Origin of the sequence: Veillonella sp. AS16 (genome assembly GCF_000517785.1) — a bacterium.
Lineage (GTDB): Bacteria > Bacillota > Negativicutes > Veillonellales > Veillonellaceae > Veillonella > Veillonella denticariosi.
Genome location: NZ_AZYX01000007.1, coordinates 120,185 through 137,490 on the forward strand (window position 1 = coordinate 120,185; position 17,306 = coordinate 137,490).

The following is a 17,306-nucleotide window of genomic DNA, read 5'->3' on the forward strand; positions in this document are numbered from 1 at the left end:
GGAAAGGAGGACCTATGGCATCAGAGGAATTACTGGAAAAGGTCAGTCATCTACCGACAACGCCGGGCGTTTATCTCTGGCGTGATCAATATAACCGTATTATTTATGTAGGAAAGGCTATCAATTTACGCAATCGCGTTCGTTCTTATGTACGGAATGATGTAAACAGGGCGCCTAAGGTGACGGCTATGATGAAACGGGCCGTCGATGTAGAGGTGATCCAAACCAAGACGGAAATGGAAGCGCTTATTTTGGAGAATACGCTTATCAAGGAGCATCATCCGAAGTATAACATCAGACTTCGAGATGATAAGACCTATCCGTACGTAAAAATTTCCGTTCAGGAAGATTATCCGCGTGTATATATGACGCGCCGACTTGAGCGGGATGGTGCTAAATATTTCGGCCCCTTTACAGATGTCACCTCCGTTCATGTAGTGCTTAAACTGCTACACCTTTATTATCCGCTCCGTACATGTAGGTCCATGAAGGTTGAACGTCCTTGTTTACAATATCATATGCATTATTGTGAGGCCCCTTGTGCGGGAAAAATTACAAAGGAAGCTTATGATGTGTATATTCAGGAGATTATACAGCTCTTTGAAGGTAAACCGATTCCACTGTTGAAAGAACTTAAAGAGAAGATGGAAACAGCAGCTGAGCAATTACGCTTTGAAGATGCCGTAAGATACCGGGATCAGCTGACAAGCATCGAGAAGATTCAGGAAAAACAACGGATGGTAACACAGCGCGGTGATTTGGATGTACTAGGTATGGCTGTAGATCATTCAATGGCCTGTGTACAGTTGCTTTTTATTCGCGGGGGTCGGCTGTTAGGCCGAGAAAACTACTTCGTGCAGCACGATGGGGATAGTCCGGAAACGATTATGACGGACTTCATTAAACAGTATTATGGAGAGACGAATTTTATTCCGAAAGAACTGTTGCTGCCGATTGAAAGTTCGGACCGTCAGTTGCTCAGTGAGTGGTTTACACAGCTGAAAGGGCAGCATGTGGATGTGTCCGTGCCGCATCGCGGGTATAAGATGGATATGATTAAGATGGCCCATGAAAATGCGGAAGCCTTCCTGGAGGAGCGGCGTCGTCAATGGCAATATCAAATTGATAAGACAGGCGGAGCCGTTAAGAAATTGGCGGAAGTCCTTGACCTACCGCGCTTACCGGAGCGCATGGAGTGCTTTGATATCTCTCATACTCAAGGTGCTGAAACCGTTGCATCCATGGTTGTTTTTGAAGGCGGTAAGCCGGCAAAGAAGGAGTATCGTCGCTTTAAGTTGAAAACGACTCAGGGCAAGCCGGATGACTTTAAGTCGATGGCGGAGATTATGGAGCGTCGTTACGGAAATGAAACGGACTGGCCTATGCCGGACCTCATCATCATTGACGGCGGTAAGGGGCAGCTCAATGCGGCTATTCCTCTTATTCGAGCCGTAGGTGTTACGGATGTACCTGTTATATCTCTGGCAAAACGCATTGAAGAGGTCTTTGTGGAAGGACAGTCTGACAGTATAATATTGAGTCATCATACGCCGGAGCTGCAACTGTTACAACAAATCCGCGATGAGGCCCATCGCTTCGCCATTACATATCATAGAAAATTGAGAGGTAAAAGGAATCTCGAATCTATCCTTGACCATGTTGAAGGTATCGGTCCAAAACGACGCAAGGCTTTATGGGCTCATTTCAACAGCCTTGAAGCCATGAAGGCCGCCTCTATCGATGAGCTGGCGCAGGTTGATTCGATGAATTATAAGACGGCGGAAACATTGTACAATTTTTTTCGTATGTCGAAAGTAGATAAACATAACTTGTTGAATAGTAAATAATATTTGATACTAAAATAGTATCCATATGAATAAAATAATATTTTTCATATTGAAAGCCCCTAGCGTAGATTGGTTTTAATCTAACGCTAGGGGCTTCGTATTGTGTAGTTCTCGTTATATAAGTTATGTTTATACTATTAAGAGATTGAATTATTGAACAGCTGTATTATTTACGGATTTTGGTTTGTAATGTTGAATATACCATGCTCGGATTGTAAATAATATACTGGCAGCCGCTACGCTTGATAAGAGACCGATCCATACGCCATATGGTCCGTATGCAGGATTTTTAGATAGGATATAAGCCATAGGGAAGCAGACGCCCCAGTAGGAGATAAAGGAGATGTAGAAGACCATTTTTACATCTTTATATCCTCTTAGAATGCCTTGTAACGGAGTTCCGATGGCATCGATTGCGGCGAAGAATACGCCGTATCCCAAGAAGCTGTATATCAGATTATATACTTCCGGATCGTTCGTGAAAAGCGATGAAAGCGTATCCATATGGGTAAAGGTAAAGCTGCAGATAAGTACAGCCATAATGATGGCCAGTATACGGGCTAAGTATGAATATTCAATCGCATCTTTCGGGCGCATGGCCCCCACTTCGTAAGCTACCGCAATAGTTGCCGCCATGGAAACACTCAACGGTAAGCAATAGAATACATTCGTAAAGGAAATAACCGATTGATGGGCTGCAACAACGGCAGAGCCGAAGTGAACCATTAAAAGTCCGGCGATACTGAATATGCTTACCTCTAAAAACGTGGAAAGACCGATTGGAATTCCGATTTGCAGTTGCTCCTGAATATAAATCCATTTAAGGCCATACCAAGTTTTAAAGACCTGATATCCTTTAAGCTTGGGATGAAACAGCATCATAGCGCTGAAGAGTATAAAGTTTGTCTAGCATGCCCCTGCCGTTGCATAGCCGGCACCGACACCTCCCAGTTCCGGAAAACCGAAGTGACCGAAAATAAGGGTATAGTTTAGGCATACATTGATTATGAAGCTGGTAACGACAATGAGCATAGAGTAGTGAGTGAGCCCATGAGAATCCACCGTATTACGCAATGTGTTGACCCATAGTAGAGGGAATAGGCCGATACTGAAAACTTTCAGATAATCGATACACACATCGCGTGCCGCCGGTTCCAAATTGAGATATGTCAATAGCGGATCGAGACCGAAAATGCCGAGTAATAGAATTATTAAGCCTAGAACGGTACCGATAAACAAACCTTGATAAATGATAATACCGATAGAGGTGGTCTGTTTTGCCCCCAATAATTGTGATATAATCGGCGAAATACTCATCAGTATGCCCATAGCGAAGATATAGAATAAAATCCATAAATTATATCCCGTCGCAACACCGGCCAAATCCGTCGTGCTATATTGTCCGGTCAGGAATATAGCGATGAACGTGCCTCCTACGAGGGAGAACTGGGTGATGCACATGGGGGTGAATAGTCTGATAAATAGCCATAATTTTTCCAATATAGAATATGTCTGATACATGATGACCTCCCTAGTTGATGATATAGTATACCATAAAGTATGGCAATTTGATAGTTAAATCCTTGTCGTTGAGGGATTAAGAATTATGAAATACGGAGATATTGTAGTTATGTTTGTATTTATGTATCAATCATGGAATTGCTCATGATGATACGATAGGATTTAATGGTCAATGGTCTATGATAAAAATGAATATATACTTTAATAATTGAATTTTACATTCTCTATATAAATCGAATATAATAAATATATTGAATATATTATATTCCGTGTTATGTTGAAATTTGTATAGGAGGATATGTTGGACATAGTATCTGCACAGGGATTATTGGTGATGCTGCAAATCATCGTTATCGATATTTTATTGGCCGGTGATAATGCTATCGTAATCGGTATGGCGGCTCGTAATTTGCCTGCTGATTTGCAAAAAAAGGCTATTTTCTGGGGCACTGCGGGGGCGATTATCCTGCGTCTCGTTATGGCGTTTCTCTTTGTGGAGGCCTTAAATAATATTCCCGCACTTCGTTTAGTCGGTGGTATCCTCTTATTGTGGATCGGTTATAAATTGGTGGCTGATGACGGGAAAGAGCATACTATCGAGGCGAAAGATAATTTGCGGTCCGCTATTATGACCATCGTGATTGCCGACGGCATTATGGGGATAGATAATGTAATCGGTGTCGTCGGCGCTGCCGGCGGTCATATGATGATGGTGGCGATCGGTATGCTGATTACGGTACCTATCATCATTTATGGCAGTACATTGTTTGTGAAAGTTATCGAACGTTTCCCGATTATTCTTTATATCGGCGGCGGTATCCTTGCGTGGGTCGGTGCTGCGATGAGTGTTGAAGATAAACTTATTGCGCATGTGGTTGAACCGTATGCATTATTTATTAAGATTGCGGCTGTTATCATCGTTGTAGGGGCATCGTTACTAACAAATAAATTGAAAAATAATCCTTAATATCCGTTTCCTCTCTCGTCATGATCGGGGGAGGAAATTTTTTATATCCGTGGCATTTTACTGTGAAAGACGATGAAATTTATGATATAGTTAATAGATAGTTATTAAGTTTATGAACGTATAGTCGGGGTAATATAATCATGGAATTTTTAGAAGCGGCTACATGGCTTACCATTAGTAAAATTATTTTGATAGATATTTTATTGGCCGGCGACAATGCCGTTGTAATCGGTATGGCGGCGGGGAAACTAGCGCCGGAATTACAAAAGAAAGCCGTTATATGGGGTACTGTGGGAGCTATTGCCATGCGTTTGCTGTTCGCCACGATTTTAGTGGAGGCATTGACTTTGATTCCTCTCATCCATTTAGGGGGCGGACTTGTTCTTTTGTGGATCGCCATCCAATTACTCAAGGGCGGTGATGAAGAGGCTCATATCGATGCGAAGGACTCCTTGCTCGGTGCTGTCTGGACTATCATTGTGGCGGATGCCATGATGAGTATTGACAATGTTATCGGTGTAGTCGGTGCAGCGAAGGGGCATTTGGAATTAGTGATTGTGGGGATGCTGATTACGGTGCCTATTATCGTATTCTGCTCCACATTATTCGCCCGTCTCATCAATAAATTTCCCGCTATTCTATGGGCCGGAGGTGCCCTGCTCGGATGGGTTGCAGGGGAAATGATCGTAGAGGATCCTCTTTTAATACCGTATATTCAAGGTGAAGAACTGTTGGTTAAAATCGGCACCGTATTCTTTGTTCTCATCGTGACCGGCATGATTAAAATTTGGAAGAAGAGAGATTCGTAATGAGTGACAGAAATCATATATCTCGTAAATTTACGAAGTGTGGAAACAAATATAATCACGGGCAGCGTCAGAAATCTCAGGATATATCAAAACTCTCTAAAAAACAGAAGGCTGTTACATCGGTTCCCGTTAAGGTCGGCGATACTGTACTCGTAGGAATTCACGGTATCGGCAGCAGCGGTGAAGGCGTAGGCCGTATAGAGGACTTTACCGTTTTTGTACCGTTTGCTTTGCCGAATGAAACTGTGAAAGTAACTATAACAACAGTGAAAAAGACATATGCTACGGGGCGGCTCTTAGAGGTCGTAATCGCAGCGGATAATCGGATTGAACCGAACTGCGAACTATACGGCATTTGCGGCGGCTGTCAATTACAGCACATAACCTACGAGGGACAGCTTTCACTAAAAACACAAAAGGTGAAGGATGTTATTGAACGAATAGGACATCAGAATCCGGATCTTGTAAAAACCGCATTGGGACCGGAGAATCCGTGGGCCTATCGGAATAAGATGCAAATACCTGTAGGAGGCACACGAGAAACGATACAGATGGGTTTCTATGCCATGGGGTCTCATGATATCGTTCACGGCACAAACTGTCCTATACAGATGAACGGAAATAATCAGATTGCTCAAGCATGCTATGAAATCGCGAAGGAACTTGGTATAGAACCGTATGACGAACATACGGGTAAGGGTGTATTACGCCATGTCATCGGTCGTATCGGTCAATCCGGATATATGGTTATCCTTGTAACGGCAACTGATTATTTGCCGGACCAGGACCAATGGATTGAAATGCTGACAGAACGGGTGCCATCGGTAGAAACAATCGTTCATAATGTGAACGGAAAGCGGACAAATGTCATATTAGGGCCTACAAATCATGTTCTTTATGGGGACGGTACGATTACGGATCATATTAAGGATTTGCGATTTACCTTGTCACCACACTCCTTCTTTCAGGTTAATCCGGAACAGACGAGGGTATTATACGATCAAGCGTTAATATATGCGAATTTAAAAGGCCATGAGAGCGTTGTCGATGCCTATTGCGGTACGGGGACAATCTCATTGTTTCTTGCGCGCGAGGCGAAGCATGTTATCGGCATAGAGATTGTAGAACCGGCCATTATCAACGCTCGTGAAAATGCACGACGCAATGGCTATGATAATACGGAATTTATCGTTGCTGATGCGGCCGTGGAAATGCCGAAATTATATAAAGCCGGTGTACGACCTGATGTTATCGTATTCGACCCGATCCGCGCAGGCTGTAAAGAAGAAGTTCTTACATCCGCAGCGGGCATGGAACCGAAACGCATCGTTTATGTGTCCTGTAACCCCGCTACCATGGCGAGAGATATTGAAATTTTGACACATTACGGCTATGAACTGAAAGAAGTGCAGCCGGTGGATATGTTTCCGATGACGGCACATGTTGAGGCAGTGGCTTTGCTCACTAGGAGTGAAGCGACACAGTGAGTATTAGCACTGTCCTTGTCAGGGGTGTCCAAGAATTCGAACGAAGTGAAGAATGATTGGAAACAGCCTACGGCTGAGACCGTGGCTTTACTTATAAGGAATCAAGTGAAGCGGTAAGTATTATCATAATCATGGATGTTCAGGAATTTATATGAGGTGATCGTTATGGCAATTTCTAATATGAAAGTTACTCTTTTATGCCCTGTAGAAATCGTGTGGAATACGGTCACGAATGTAAATGATTTTTCCTGGAGAAGTGATTTAAAAGATGTAAGAAGTCTAGATGAGCATAATTTTATAGAGATTACCAAGGACGGAATTGAAACTCATTTTAAAGTTACAGAATGCGTTACATACCAATCATGGATATTTGAGATAGAAAATAAGAATATTAAAGGCACTTGGGTTGGAAAATTTTATACAAAGGGAGATAAAACAATTCTGGACTTTACTGAAAACGTTGTCTCTAAAAAATTAATATTTAGGCCATTTATAAGTTTATATTTGAAACGACAACAAAAAATATATTTTAGAGATTTAAAAGCGAAACTGAATTGTGAAGAATTTAGTTAATACATAGGATTGGTAAGTAGTATGATATTGGACAAACAAGGCGTATATGATTATTTAAAAGAACATCATATCGATTTTGAATTTACTGATCACGCACCATTATTTAGTATGGATGATAAGCCGAATGTGCAGTTGCCATATCCTGAGTTGGATGCGAAGAATTTATTTATACGAGATCATAAACGAGAGCATTACTATTTAATTACCGTTCGCGGTTCTAAACGTGTAGATTTAAAACAATTCCGTAAGGATCATAAGCTTAAAAAGATTTCCTTTGGTTCCGAAGAAGAGCTATGGGATATATTGAAGATTAAACCAGGTCATGTATCTCCATTCTGCTTGCTCCACGATGAAGAGCGTAAGGTACATTACTATATTGATGCGGACTATAAGGATAATCTAATCGGTATCCATCCAAATCAAAATGATGCGACCGTATGGCTACAAGGTAAAGAATTAGTTAAACTTATTGAAGAGCATGGTACAATAGTAGAATATATTACATTGTGATTTAGGAGTCTTTTATGAACAAAAATTTGTTAAAACGTATTGTATTAACATCTGCCATAGCCGTTTTAGGTGTGAGCACATCCTTTGCAGCTCTTGTTATGGAGCGGGATCAATCTGTAGATACAGCACCTAGTGTAGCTATGTATCGTTTTGAAGTACCTGTAGAGCTGCTAGGCACTTATAATAGTGCAGGTGTAGCTAATCTGACAGCATCTATGGAAAAAGAGCCTAATACATTGTCCATGAATGTGGCTCATGTAAAGGGGAATCCTTCGGAGTCTTATGTAGTTGAAATCTATAAAGATTTAGCCGCTATTGAAACACATCGCAAATCTGACCATTATCAAGCATTTGTTAATGAAGTCGGTTCTAAATTAACAAATCGTAAAATGTACGATGTACAGTCTGTACTTTTATTTGAAAAGAAAGATGCTTTATCTATCGTAAATGATGGTAAGGCAGTAGTTACCTTAACTGAGTTTACTGTTGATAGCAATGAAATCGATACGGTGCAACGCCAATATCAACTCGATATAGAACGTGCCCTACGCGATGATGCAGGCTACAAGGCCGGTTATGTGCTTCGTGAAAGAAACGCAAAAAATCGCTGGTACGTTATTCAGATCTATAGCGATCAAGAAGCCCTTACTAAACATTTGAACAGCCCCGGTTATCGCTTTATGATGAGCCAAATCCAAGGTAGTTTACAAGGAGTTACTACTAAAGTATTAGATGGGGATATCCTTGTAAACCATGGTGGTCAAGCTTTTGTCAGACCTTAGCCTCTGGTATAATACTAATCAGTAAAGTTACTGCTAGCATACTATGTGCTAGCAGTTTTTTACTATATAATAGGTTATAATCTAGTTAATTCTACTTAGGAGTTATATATGACACAGCAAGAACGATTACGCTATCTTTTAGAGGGATTAGTCGTCGAATATAAACAGAAATATAACGAACATATAGATATTCCAGTAAATGAAGAAGAACAGTTTACTCTATTTAGAGCACTATGTAATATTCGTCCTGCAGGAGCCATGCCCGCTGAGTGGATGAAGGTAGAGGATGAATATTTAAATACATTGGCTCACGAAAAGGGCATTGTCATGATTCATGATATGGAAGAGCGAGAACCTCAGATATATTTGTGGCAAGGTGATATCACACGGCTAGCTGTGGATGCCATTGTTAATGCAGCCAACAATCAATTGCTTGGTTGTTTTGCTCCTAACCATAAATGTATCGATAATGCGATTCATACCTTTGCGGGTATTGAGCTCCGTATGGAATGTGCAAGAATGATCGAGTATTTAGATATGCCTGAGAAGACCGGCGTAGCTCGTATGACATACGGTTTTAATTTGCCGGCAAAGCATGTACTTCACACTGTTGGGCCTATTATTTATGAAGCGGTAACAGATAAAGAACGAAATGAACTAGCCTCTTGCTATCGCTCCTGCTTAGAGCTGGCTAATGCGTATAGCTTACACTCTATTGCCTTTTGCTGTATCTCTACCGGTGAGTTTAGATTTCCGAATGAAGAGGCCGCACAGATTGCTATTGATACTGTGAGAACCTATTTAAAAGAATTAAATAGTAAAATCCAAGTGGTATTTAACGTATTTAAGGATATAGATTATGACATCTACAACAAATTATTGGGATAATATAGACGCACTATATGTACTAATTAAACTTAATAAACAATGAAATCCATTTGATATTCAGCAAAGAATAGTAGTATTAAATAATGATATACTAAAGGTATTACATGATTTATTGTCTTAAGAAGGAGTTAATGTACTATGAATTATAAATACACCTATGAAAGCCCATTAGGAACTATGGTTATGCTTGGTACATTATCATACTTAACAGATTTATTTTTTATTGATGAAAGTCACGTACCGTCTTATGATGATGCGGAGTATATCGAGCAGTTGACCGGCCCTTTTGAGGTGACTGTTATGTGGCTCAATGATTATTTTAAAGGGCAGAGGCCACGAATATACCCGCCGATGCAATTGGAAGGATCTGCTTTCAGAAGGTCAGTGTGGGCTATACTTCAAACGATACCGTATGGTGAAACGACTACATACGGTGCGATTGGAAAACAGATTGCAAAGGCGCAAGGTAAAGAAAGTATGTCCGCTCAGGCGGTAGGAGGAGCTGTAGGTCATAATCCCATATCCATCATCATTCCATGTCATCGCGTAGTGGGGTCTAACGGACAGATGACGGGGTATGCAGGGGGCATCGCCCGTAAAGAATATATGCTTCGATTGGAACAAGAGCATAAATGATAGATGGGAATCAAAGTATAAATGATAGATGCAGTATTACTTTCAGATAAAGTATCTGTTGTGGTGATTGTACCGTATCGAATTGAATTCTATAGAATCTATTGAAATTACATGCATATAGTGTTAAGATTATTCATATATTCAAGAATGTTTTGGAGGTTATGGTTATGAGTAAAAATATCGACTGGGACAATATCGGGTTCGGTTACATAGAAACCGATTACCGTTATTTATCTACATATAAAGATGGTAAATGGGATGAAGGCGGACTGATTACAGATGCCAATGTCGTTTTGAATGAATGTGCCGGTGTATTCCAATATGCGCAAACCGTTTTTGAAGGTTTGAAAGCATATTATACAAAAGATGGTCATATCGTATGCTTCCGTCCGGACTTGAATGCGGAACGCATGAATAATTCTGCAGAACGTCTTGTGATGCCTACATTGCCTGAAGGCAGATTTGTAGAAGCCGTTAAAAAAGTAGTAGAAGCGAATAAAGATTTCGTACCTCCATATGGTCACGGTGCAAGTCTTTATATTCGTCCTTACATGATGGGCACAAATTCCGTTATCGGTGTAAAGCCTGCGGATGAATATCAGTTCCGCGTTTTTACGACACCTGTAGGACCTTATTTTAAAGGCGGCGCTAAACCGATTAAAATCCGTATCACTGACTTTGACCGCGCAGCTCCACATGGTACCGGTCATATTAAAGCGGGCTTGAATTATGCGATGAGCTTATATGCAATTACCGATGCTCACAAAGCGGGTTATGCGGAAAATATGTATCTTGATGCGGCTACGCGTACACATGTAGAGGAAACCGGTGGTGCAAACTTTATCTTTATTACGAAGGACGGTACTCTTGTAACGCCTAAATCTGACAGTATTTTGCCGTCCATAACACGTCGATCCTTGATGTATGTGGCTGAACATTACCTCGGTATGAAGGTGGAACATCGTCCGGTACATGTAGATGAGTTGAAAGACTTTGCTGAAATCGGTCTTTGCGGTACTGCAGCGGTTATCTCTCCGGTCGGTTTGATTCATACTGAAAGAGGTGATATCAACGTACCTGCCGGTATGGATGATATGGGCCCTGTAACGAAAAAATTATATGACACATTACTCGGCATTCAACACTGTGAACTTGATGCACCTGAAGGCTGGGTTGTGAAAATCTGTTAATTTATTATTGAGTCAACAGATATATGGGGATAGGGGTAAGTTTGTTTTATCTTTGTTATATTCCCGAAGAATTAAATCTATAGTTAGAGTAGCAGCCGATTCGGTTGCTGCTCTATTTTTATTGATTGATTAACTGTAGGAACTTTTATTGGAATACTTTAATATTTTGCACATCATATATATTTCCATATTGGCGTAAATTGATTAAATGATGGCACGCATTGATGTTACATTTAAGGTTACAGTCAGATATAATATGAGTGTAATGATTCAGGGCATTCTGGTAAAACAGAATGTGCATATTATGAAATGAGGTATATAATGAAACATACAACAGCATTAATTACAGGGTCTACGGGTGGATTGGGCATCGAGTTTGTTAAATTGCATGCCCGTCAGGGCGGTGATGTAATTCTTGTAGGCCGAGATGAAAATAAGTTAGATGAGCAAAAAAAATGGGTGAAAGATACCTATCATGTTCAAGTTTACTCTATTGCAGCTGATTTTACTAATTATAATGCGGCAGAGACAATCTATAATACAGTTAGAGATTTGGGCGTAACTGTCGATTATCTGATCAATAATGCCGGTTTTGGAGGTCAAGGCACATTTGTTGAGCGTACCATAGAGCAGGATTTGTATATGGCAAATGTAAATATGATTACGCCTACAAAATTGATGAAACTGTTTCTTCCTGAGTTCATAGCTCGTAATAGCGGGCGAATTTTAAATGTGTCCTCCACGGCAGCACTGATACCCGGACCGTTACAAGCTGAATATTATGCTACGAAAGCGTATCTTACATCGTTGAGTAATGCGGTGTGGTATGAATTAAAGGATACCGGTGTAAGTTGTACTGTATTGATGCCCGGTGCGATGGCGACAGGATTTGCAGCGGCTGGCGGCTTGGCTGATACGAAGATGTTTGCCAATGCAGGTAAGCCCGAACAGGTTGCAAAGGATGGGTATGAAGGTATGATGAAAGGTGAGATGAGCGTTATTTCCGGATTACCGGGATGGCAGAAAGGGTTTGTGAAGCTTATGCCGATGATGCCTAAAAAAATAACTATGGGGTTTATAGCGGATCAACAGACTGTTAAATAAGGTTAAAAGCAATGAAAAAATATCATTTGGATGGGCAATATGAGGAACTGTTAAAACGAAATAATGTAAATTTGACTGAAGTATTAAAGAAAGCAAATCTTCCGTCAGGATTGTTCCGTGCTGAAAAGGTGATGATGACATCTGACGAGTATAGGCGGTTTATGGATGTCATAGGGGAATCCTTACAGACTCCGCAAGATTTAATCCGTATGGCTACAGGTGAGGGCATAGAAATATTCTCACCTCCTATTTTTGCGGCTTATTGCAGTCAGAATGGAATGGAATGCATCCGGCGGTTAAAACAATATAAAATGTTAATTGGCCCCATGAATTATCGACTTGAAATAAATGCATCATCAGTGACGGTTTCGTTAATATCTTATGATAAAGGGCAATTATCTGCTACGTTTGTTGTCGGTGAATTTCTGTTTCTTGTCAATTTATTACGTAAAGCGACTAAAGAACATATAAGTCCCATTTATGTAGGAATAGATAATTTCACAATAAATACAGATCTGTATAGCGAGTATTTCGGTATAGATATTACAAACGACAGTCAACCAAATATAATCTTTCGGATTTCTGATTTACATATTCCCTTTATCTCGAACAATGATACGATGTGGACGTTCTTTAAACCAGAGTTAAATAAACGGCTATATAACATGGGAACCGAAGAGTCGGTTTGTAAGCAGGTGAAGGCCATATTACTTGAAGCATTGCCGGCCGGTAAATATACTGTTGATGATGTGGCACATGAATTGGGAATCAGCAGACGTACGTTACAACGTTATTTAACAGAAGAACATAGTACATTTCAGAGCATATTAAATGAGACTCGGAAAGAACTGGCGATATACTATTTTGAACATACGACCATGGAAACGCGGGAGATAGCATTTTTATTGGGATATCAAGAATATAACCCTTTTACACGTGCTTTCACTGTATGGACAGGAATGAGTGTAAGTGAATTCAGACGACAGTTGTCATTAAATTGACGGTTACTGGTAATGTGATGGTAAAGTTAACATTTAAGGGACGTAAGAAAAAATAAATACCGAGCATATATAAATTTAATGGTGTTTCATGGATATGTAAACATGACCGCTCATATCTCTAATGTTTAATTTGAGATATGAGCGGTCGTTTTGTGTGTGCTTTTCCGTCATGGCATTAATTGCTGGAACTGCGTTGTACAACCTTCTTCGTGAATTTATCATTGTTGATGATGAATCGTTCATGCGTACCGCGGCCGATAATACCTATTCCGTCAGATGCTTCAATATCGAATGTGATTTTGCGACCTTCGACTGCGCTGACAGTAGCTTTTGCCGTAATCGTTGCACCGAGAGGTGACGGTGCTTCGTGAGTGATGGATAGGGAAATCCCCACCGTGCCCTCGCCGGCTTCCAGATGTGGTTGTACGGCTGCCTGTGCGGCTTCTTCCATGAGAGCGCACATAGCGGGTGTGGCGAATACATCTAAGGCACCGGATTTCATTGTTCTTGCGATGTTTGACTCTGTAACGACGACAGTGGCTGTTGCTGTTTGACCTGCTGATACCATAGTATACCTTCTTTCATTGAGAATATTGTTATAATAATTGTATTATACATCTTTAAATAATTGTTATGCTATTCTATGGTAAATAATTTTTATGATATTAGCGCTAGAGCGCTAGTTAGAATTAAATTTTTTATGCTGCATAACTGTTCTATAGAATTCATGGTATAATGGAACTAGTTTTTATAAAACGAGGTATATATGAGTAAACGACATTTAAAGCCTTCCGGTGAAGGCTGGGTTCAGTTAATAGCTGGCATTGGTTTTATTGCCCTATTAATTGCCATTAATATAGTAGATCCTACATTTTATCCGACTATGTGGCATCTGGCTACAGATGGATCGATGGAGGAAATTGCAGAGTATATTCAAAGCTTCGGGCCTATGGCGATGTTGATCAGCATGGTCCTCGACATTTTTGTTAATGCGGTCGGCTTTTTACCATCCATTTTTATTTCTACAGCTAACGGTTTGGTTTTCGGTATGTGGCCGGGCATTATTATCTCTTGGCTCGCTGAAACGATTGGCGTTGTTATCAGCTTTTATATTATGCGATACTTCTTGCGCGATACGGCGGATAAACTGATTGCCAAGAGCAGCGTGCTGATGAAAGTAGATGATTTTTCCGGTAAAAACGGCTTTGTCGTTATGCTTTTTGCACGGTCGCTACCGTATTTTCCGTCCGGTGTCATCACGGCTTTGGGCGCTATCAGTAAGATTAAGCCGCGTGATTATATCTTGGCCAATTTAATCGGTAAGTTTCCTTCAACGGCGCTCGAAGTTGCCATCGGTACGGATATCGTTAATTTTCAGGACAATATGTCCCGCCTCGGTATCATCGTCGTTGTGGCAGGCATTGCATATTTTATATTGTGGAAAGTATATAAATATTACATCAATAAACGAAATGCCGAGCAGGATCATGATCCGAATGCGTAATGTGTTATATGTTATACTGCAGCTGATTAATATCGAGTTGCGGTGCAGCGTGTAATTTGTAATAGTGCTATTGAATGCATATCGTAATAGAACGTAGATATAGTTATTATGTGAAAGAGGCGATTTTATGAGCTTTTCCCTTCCTGAACGGGTGACCTTGAAAGGCCCTAATTTTATTCGTGAAGTTTTTGAACGTGGTGTGGGCGTAGATGGTTTTATCAGTTTCGGTATCGGTAATCCCGCACCGGAGGCTATTCCTGTTGAAATTATTGAAAAAGCTTTTGATAAGGTGGTACATTCAAACCCTATGAGTCTGTTGCAATACGGACCGATGCAAGGCGATGCCAGACTTGCAGAGTTGACTTTACAGCGCTTGGTTAAAACGCATCATATGAACCCGGAAGGCCAAGATCTCATCATTTCTAATGGAGCGGGACAACTGTTAGGCCTTGTGCCTATTACCGTCATTGAACCGGGTGACGAAGTGTACATGGATGAGTATACTTTTACCAGTGCAATCAATTCGGTGCGCAATATGGGCGGTAAGGCGGTAGGAATTAAAACCGATGAATACGGGATGATTCCGGCTGAGCTGGAAAAGGCTGCTCAATCTGGAAAGGGGAAATATATCTATCTTATTCCTAATTTTCAAAATCCTACAGGAATTACGATGCCGCTGGAGCGACGGAAAGAGATTTATGCAGTTGCCTCAAAATATGACTTATTTATTTATGAAGATGATCCTTACGGTGAAATTCGCTTTGCCGGTGAATATATTCCGACCTTTAAGTCTTTTGATACGGAGGACCGTGTTCTTTATGCAGGCTCTTATTCCAAGACGTTATCAGCAGGCCTTCGGGTAGGTTTCTTGTTCGGACCGGCGAAGATTATCGAGGCGGTTCAGGCACTCAAAAATAATACGGCAGGGCAGATGCCGCTAGTGACACAGAAGGTAGTGGCCCATGTTTTAGATACCATTGATTATGATGCACATCTCGATAATGTACGCAAGGTATATAAAATGAAGTGTGATGCATTGCTCAACGCTTTCGATACATATGCGAGTTCTAAAGTTCATCTTACAAAGCCTACAGGCGGTATGTTCGCATGGATGACGATGCCGGAATCCGTCGATTGCGACGCATTTTTTGAAGCCTGCATGGATAAGAATGTGGGCATAATTAAATGCGGAGCCTTCGCGGCGGACGGAGCCGGTGAGGGTCATGCATTCCGGTTGAGTTATACGGTGCCGACTGTTGAGGAAATCACAAAAGGGATGAAGATTTTAGGCGCCTTGACGAAAGAATTCTGTGGTGAATGAGATAAGCCTTGAATTTGTATAACGGTTACTCCATAGGTTTTTTATATTATCGGAATGTAAAACCGGATTAATTACATTGTCATCATTATGGTATATCTATATATTGATAAATTTTGATATAACATGATACAATGTTACTGTAGATACGTCGTATTTACAGTGTAAGAATTAAACTTTTATATAGATTATAAAGGCAAGTCCTTTAAAGAAAGTAGGTGTTTACTATGGGTTGCAGTAGCAGCGGCAGCGATTGCGGCGGATGCCCATCTCAATCCTCCTGCGGTGGTGGCGCACCACAACAACCGCAAGATCTTACGGCTCCATTACATGAATTGAGTTCCGTTAAGCATGTTATCGGTGTTGTTTCCGGTAAAGGCGGCGTAGGTAAGTCCTCGGTTACGAGCTTGATGGCTATTACGATGGCTCGTAAAGGTTATAAAGTCGGTATTCTAGATGCGGATATTACAGGTCCATCAATTCCTAAAATCTTTGGTATCAAGGAAAAAGCGTATGCCGATGAAATCGGTATGTATCCTGTGAAATCCAAGGGCGGTATCGATGTTATGTCCGTAAACCTCCTCTTGGAAAACGATACGGACCCTGTTTTATGGCGTGGTCCGATTTTAGGTAATGTGGTTAAACAATTCTATAGTGATGTTATTTGGAAGGATATCGATTATTTATTTGTTGATATGCCGCCGGGCACAGGTGATGTGGCGATTACCGTTTATCAATCCTTGAAGTTGGACGGTATCATCATCGTTACGTCTCCTCAGGATCTGGTATCCATGATTGTTGAAAAGGCCGTAAAAATGGCTGATCTCATGCAGGTGCCGATCATCGGTGTAGTAGAAAACTATTCTTACTTCCATTGCCCAGATAACGGCAAGGATTATGAGATTTTTGGTAAAAGCCATATTGAAGAAATTCTTCAGAAGTACGGCTTACTTTTATTGGGTCGTTTGCCAATTGATCCTACCATTGCCAATCTTTGTGATCAAGGCGATATTGAATCCATTGAAAAGACGAATTTGGAGGATGTATCCTTACCGCAATAGGTTATATTCTACATGTGAGCTGTACATGCCATCGGTGTGTGCAGCTTTCTTTTTTACAATAGATTTTATTTATGATATGTAAATAAATTTATATTTCTATTTTATATA

16 protein-coding genes and 1 pseudogene are annotated in these 17,306 nt (G+C 40.8%); 15 read left to right on the top strand and 2 right to left on the bottom strand.

All coding sequences use genetic code 11. The features are described 5' to 3' along the window. Positions 1-14: 14 nt before the first annotated feature. Positions 15-1,847 (top strand): excinuclease ABC subunit UvrC, encoded by a 1,833-nt coding sequence (gene uvrC / locus HMPREF1521_RS00685; RefSeq protein ID WP_038114609.1) that lies wholly within the window; start codon positions 15-17, stop codon positions 1,845-1,847. 150 nt (positions 1,848-1,997) lie between these two features. On the opposite strand, the pseudogene HMPREF1521_RS00690 reads toward uvrC, so the two are convergent. Beyond that, positions 1,998-3,368 (bottom strand): annotated as a pseudogene (locus HMPREF1521_RS00690) (MATE family efflux transporter). Between the two features lie 301 nt (positions 3,369-3,669). Here HMPREF1521_RS00690 and HMPREF1521_RS00695 point away from each other — a divergent pair. The 11 genes from HMPREF1521_RS00695 to HMPREF1521_RS00745 all read left to right on the top strand — a co-directional run bounded on the left by HMPREF1521_RS00695 (position 3,670) and on the right by HMPREF1521_RS00745 (position 13,315). Then, positions 3,670-4,335 carry a TerC family protein gene (locus tag HMPREF1521_RS00695; protein ID WP_051435738.1) on the top strand — a complete coding sequence of 222 codons (666 nt, stop codon included), beginning with the start codon at positions 3,670-3,672 and terminating at the stop codon, positions 4,333-4,335. A 140-nt stretch (positions 4,336-4,475) separates the two neighbouring features. Beyond that, a complete protein-coding gene (locus HMPREF1521_RS00700; protein ID WP_038114615.1) occupies positions 4,476-5,144 on the top strand; it encodes a TerC family protein in 669 nt (222 codons plus the stop codon). After that, positions 5,144-6,631 (top strand): 23S rRNA (uracil(1939)-C(5))-methyltransferase RlmD, encoded by a 1,488-nt coding sequence (gene rlmD / locus HMPREF1521_RS00705; RefSeq protein ID WP_038114617.1) that lies wholly within the window; start codon positions 5,144-5,146, stop codon positions 6,629-6,631. Before HMPREF1521_RS00700 ends, rlmD begins: the two co-directional genes overlap by 1 nt. A 165-nt stretch (positions 6,632-6,796) precedes the next feature. Continuing rightward, positions 6,797-7,204, top strand: coding sequence for a hypothetical protein (locus tag HMPREF1521_RS00710; protein WP_038114620.1), 408 nt, complete (start codon positions 6,797-6,799; stop codon positions 7,202-7,204). A gap of 24 nt (positions 7,205-7,228) precedes the next feature. Next, positions 7,229-7,714 carry a prolyl-tRNA synthetase associated domain-containing protein gene (locus tag HMPREF1521_RS00715; protein ID WP_038115997.1) on the top strand — a complete coding sequence of 162 codons (486 nt, stop codon included), beginning with the start codon at positions 7,229-7,231 and terminating at the stop codon, positions 7,712-7,714. Positions 7,715-7,728: 14 nt separating this feature from the next. Continuing rightward, a complete protein-coding gene (locus HMPREF1521_RS00720) occupies positions 7,729-8,496 on the top strand; it encodes a putative quinol monooxygenase (protein ID WP_038114624.1) in 768 nt (255 codons plus the stop codon). A gap of 108 nt (positions 8,497-8,604) precedes the next feature. Then, complete coding sequence (locus HMPREF1521_RS00725; protein WP_038114627.1) at positions 8,605-9,384, top strand: protein-ADP-ribose hydrolase; 780 nt, start codon at positions 8,605-8,607, stop codon at positions 9,382-9,384. Positions 9,385-9,522: 138 nt separating this feature from the next. Next, on the top strand, positions 9,523-10,020 hold the full coding sequence (locus HMPREF1521_RS00730; RefSeq protein WP_038114630.1) for a methylated-DNA--[protein]-cysteine S-methyltransferase: 498 nt from the start codon (positions 9,523-9,525) through the stop codon (positions 10,018-10,020). A 167-nt stretch (positions 10,021-10,187) separates the two neighbouring features. Continuing rightward, positions 10,188-11,210, top strand: a complete 1,023-nt coding sequence (locus tag HMPREF1521_RS00735) for a branched-chain amino acid aminotransferase (RefSeq protein WP_038114633.1) — start codon at positions 10,188-10,190, stop codon at positions 11,208-11,210. A gap of 321 nt (positions 11,211-11,531) precedes the next feature. Then, on the top strand, positions 11,532-12,314 hold the full coding sequence (locus tag HMPREF1521_RS00740) for an SDR family oxidoreductase (RefSeq protein ID WP_038114636.1): 783 nt from the start codon (positions 11,532-11,534) through the stop codon (positions 12,312-12,314). A gap of 11 nt (positions 12,315-12,325) precedes the next feature. After that, positions 12,326-13,315, top strand: a complete 990-nt coding sequence (locus HMPREF1521_RS00745) for an AraC family transcriptional regulator (RefSeq protein ID WP_038114640.1) — start codon at positions 12,326-12,328, stop codon at positions 13,313-13,315. 175 nt (positions 13,316-13,490) lie between these two features. Here HMPREF1521_RS00745 and HMPREF1521_RS00750 read toward each other — a convergent pair whose 3' ends face one another. Further along, positions 13,491-13,883 (bottom strand): thioesterase family protein, encoded by a 393-nt coding sequence (locus HMPREF1521_RS00750; RefSeq protein WP_038114643.1) that lies wholly within the window; start codon positions 13,881-13,883, stop codon positions 13,491-13,493. Positions 13,884-14,081: 198 nt separating this feature from the next. On the opposite strand from HMPREF1521_RS00750, the gene HMPREF1521_RS00755 reads away from it, so the two are divergent. The 3 genes from HMPREF1521_RS00755 to HMPREF1521_RS00765 all read left to right on the top strand — a co-directional run bounded on the left by HMPREF1521_RS00755 (position 14,082) and on the right by HMPREF1521_RS00765 (position 17,198). Then, positions 14,082-14,819, top strand: coding sequence for a TVP38/TMEM64 family protein (locus HMPREF1521_RS00755; RefSeq protein WP_038114645.1), 738 nt, complete (start codon positions 14,082-14,084; stop codon positions 14,817-14,819). A 127-nt stretch (positions 14,820-14,946) separates the two neighbouring features. Further along, positions 14,947-16,140 (top strand): PLP-dependent aminotransferase family protein, encoded by a 1,194-nt coding sequence (locus HMPREF1521_RS00760; RefSeq protein ID WP_038114647.1) that lies wholly within the window; start codon positions 14,947-14,949, stop codon positions 16,138-16,140. 224 nt (positions 16,141-16,364) lie between these two features. Next, complete coding sequence (locus tag HMPREF1521_RS00765; RefSeq protein WP_038114649.1) at positions 16,365-17,198, top strand: Mrp/NBP35 family ATP-binding protein; 834 nt, start codon at positions 16,365-16,367, stop codon at positions 17,196-17,198. Positions 17,199-17,306 lie beyond the last annotated feature (108 nt).

Coding starts and splice junctions, on each gene's coding strand:
- uvrC (WP_038114609.1), top strand. CDS start 15: ATGGCATCAGAGGAATTACTGGAAAAGGTCAGTCATCTACCGACAACG.
- HMPREF1521_RS00700 (WP_038114615.1), top strand. CDS start 4,476: ATGGAATTTTTAGAAGCGGCTACATGGCTTACCATTAGTAAAATTATT.
- rlmD (WP_038114617.1), top strand. CDS start 5,144: ATGAGTGACAGAAATCATATATCTCGTAAATTTACGAAGTGTGGAAAC.
- HMPREF1521_RS00710 (WP_038114620.1), top strand. CDS start 6,797: ATGGCAATTTCTAATATGAAAGTTACTCTTTTATGCCCTGTAGAAATC.
- HMPREF1521_RS00720 (WP_038114624.1), top strand. CDS start 7,729: ATGAACAAAAATTTGTTAAAACGTATTGTATTAACATCTGCCATAGCC.
- HMPREF1521_RS00725 (WP_038114627.1), top strand. CDS start 8,605: ATGACACAGCAAGAACGATTACGCTATCTTTTAGAGGGATTAGTCGTC.
- HMPREF1521_RS00730 (WP_038114630.1), top strand. CDS start 9,523: ATGAATTATAAATACACCTATGAAAGCCCATTAGGAACTATGGTTATG.
- HMPREF1521_RS00735 (WP_038114633.1), top strand. CDS start 10,188: ATGAGTAAAAATATCGACTGGGACAATATCGGGTTCGGTTACATAGAA.
- HMPREF1521_RS00740 (WP_038114636.1), top strand. CDS start 11,532: ATGAAACATACAACAGCATTAATTACAGGGTCTACGGGTGGATTGGGC.
- HMPREF1521_RS00745 (WP_038114640.1), top strand. CDS start 12,326: ATGAAAAAATATCATTTGGATGGGCAATATGAGGAACTGTTAAAACGA.
- HMPREF1521_RS00750 (WP_038114643.1), bottom strand. CDS start 13,883: ATGGTATCAGCAGGTCAAACAGCAACAGCCACTGTCGTCGTTACAGAG.
- HMPREF1521_RS00755 (WP_038114645.1), top strand. CDS start 14,082: ATGAGTAAACGACATTTAAAGCCTTCCGGTGAAGGCTGGGTTCAGTTA.
- HMPREF1521_RS00760 (WP_038114647.1), top strand. CDS start 14,947: ATGAGCTTTTCCCTTCCTGAACGGGTGACCTTGAAAGGCCCTAATTTT.
- HMPREF1521_RS00765 (WP_038114649.1), top strand. CDS start 16,365: ATGGGTTGCAGTAGCAGCGGCAGCGATTGCGGCGGATGCCCATCTCAA.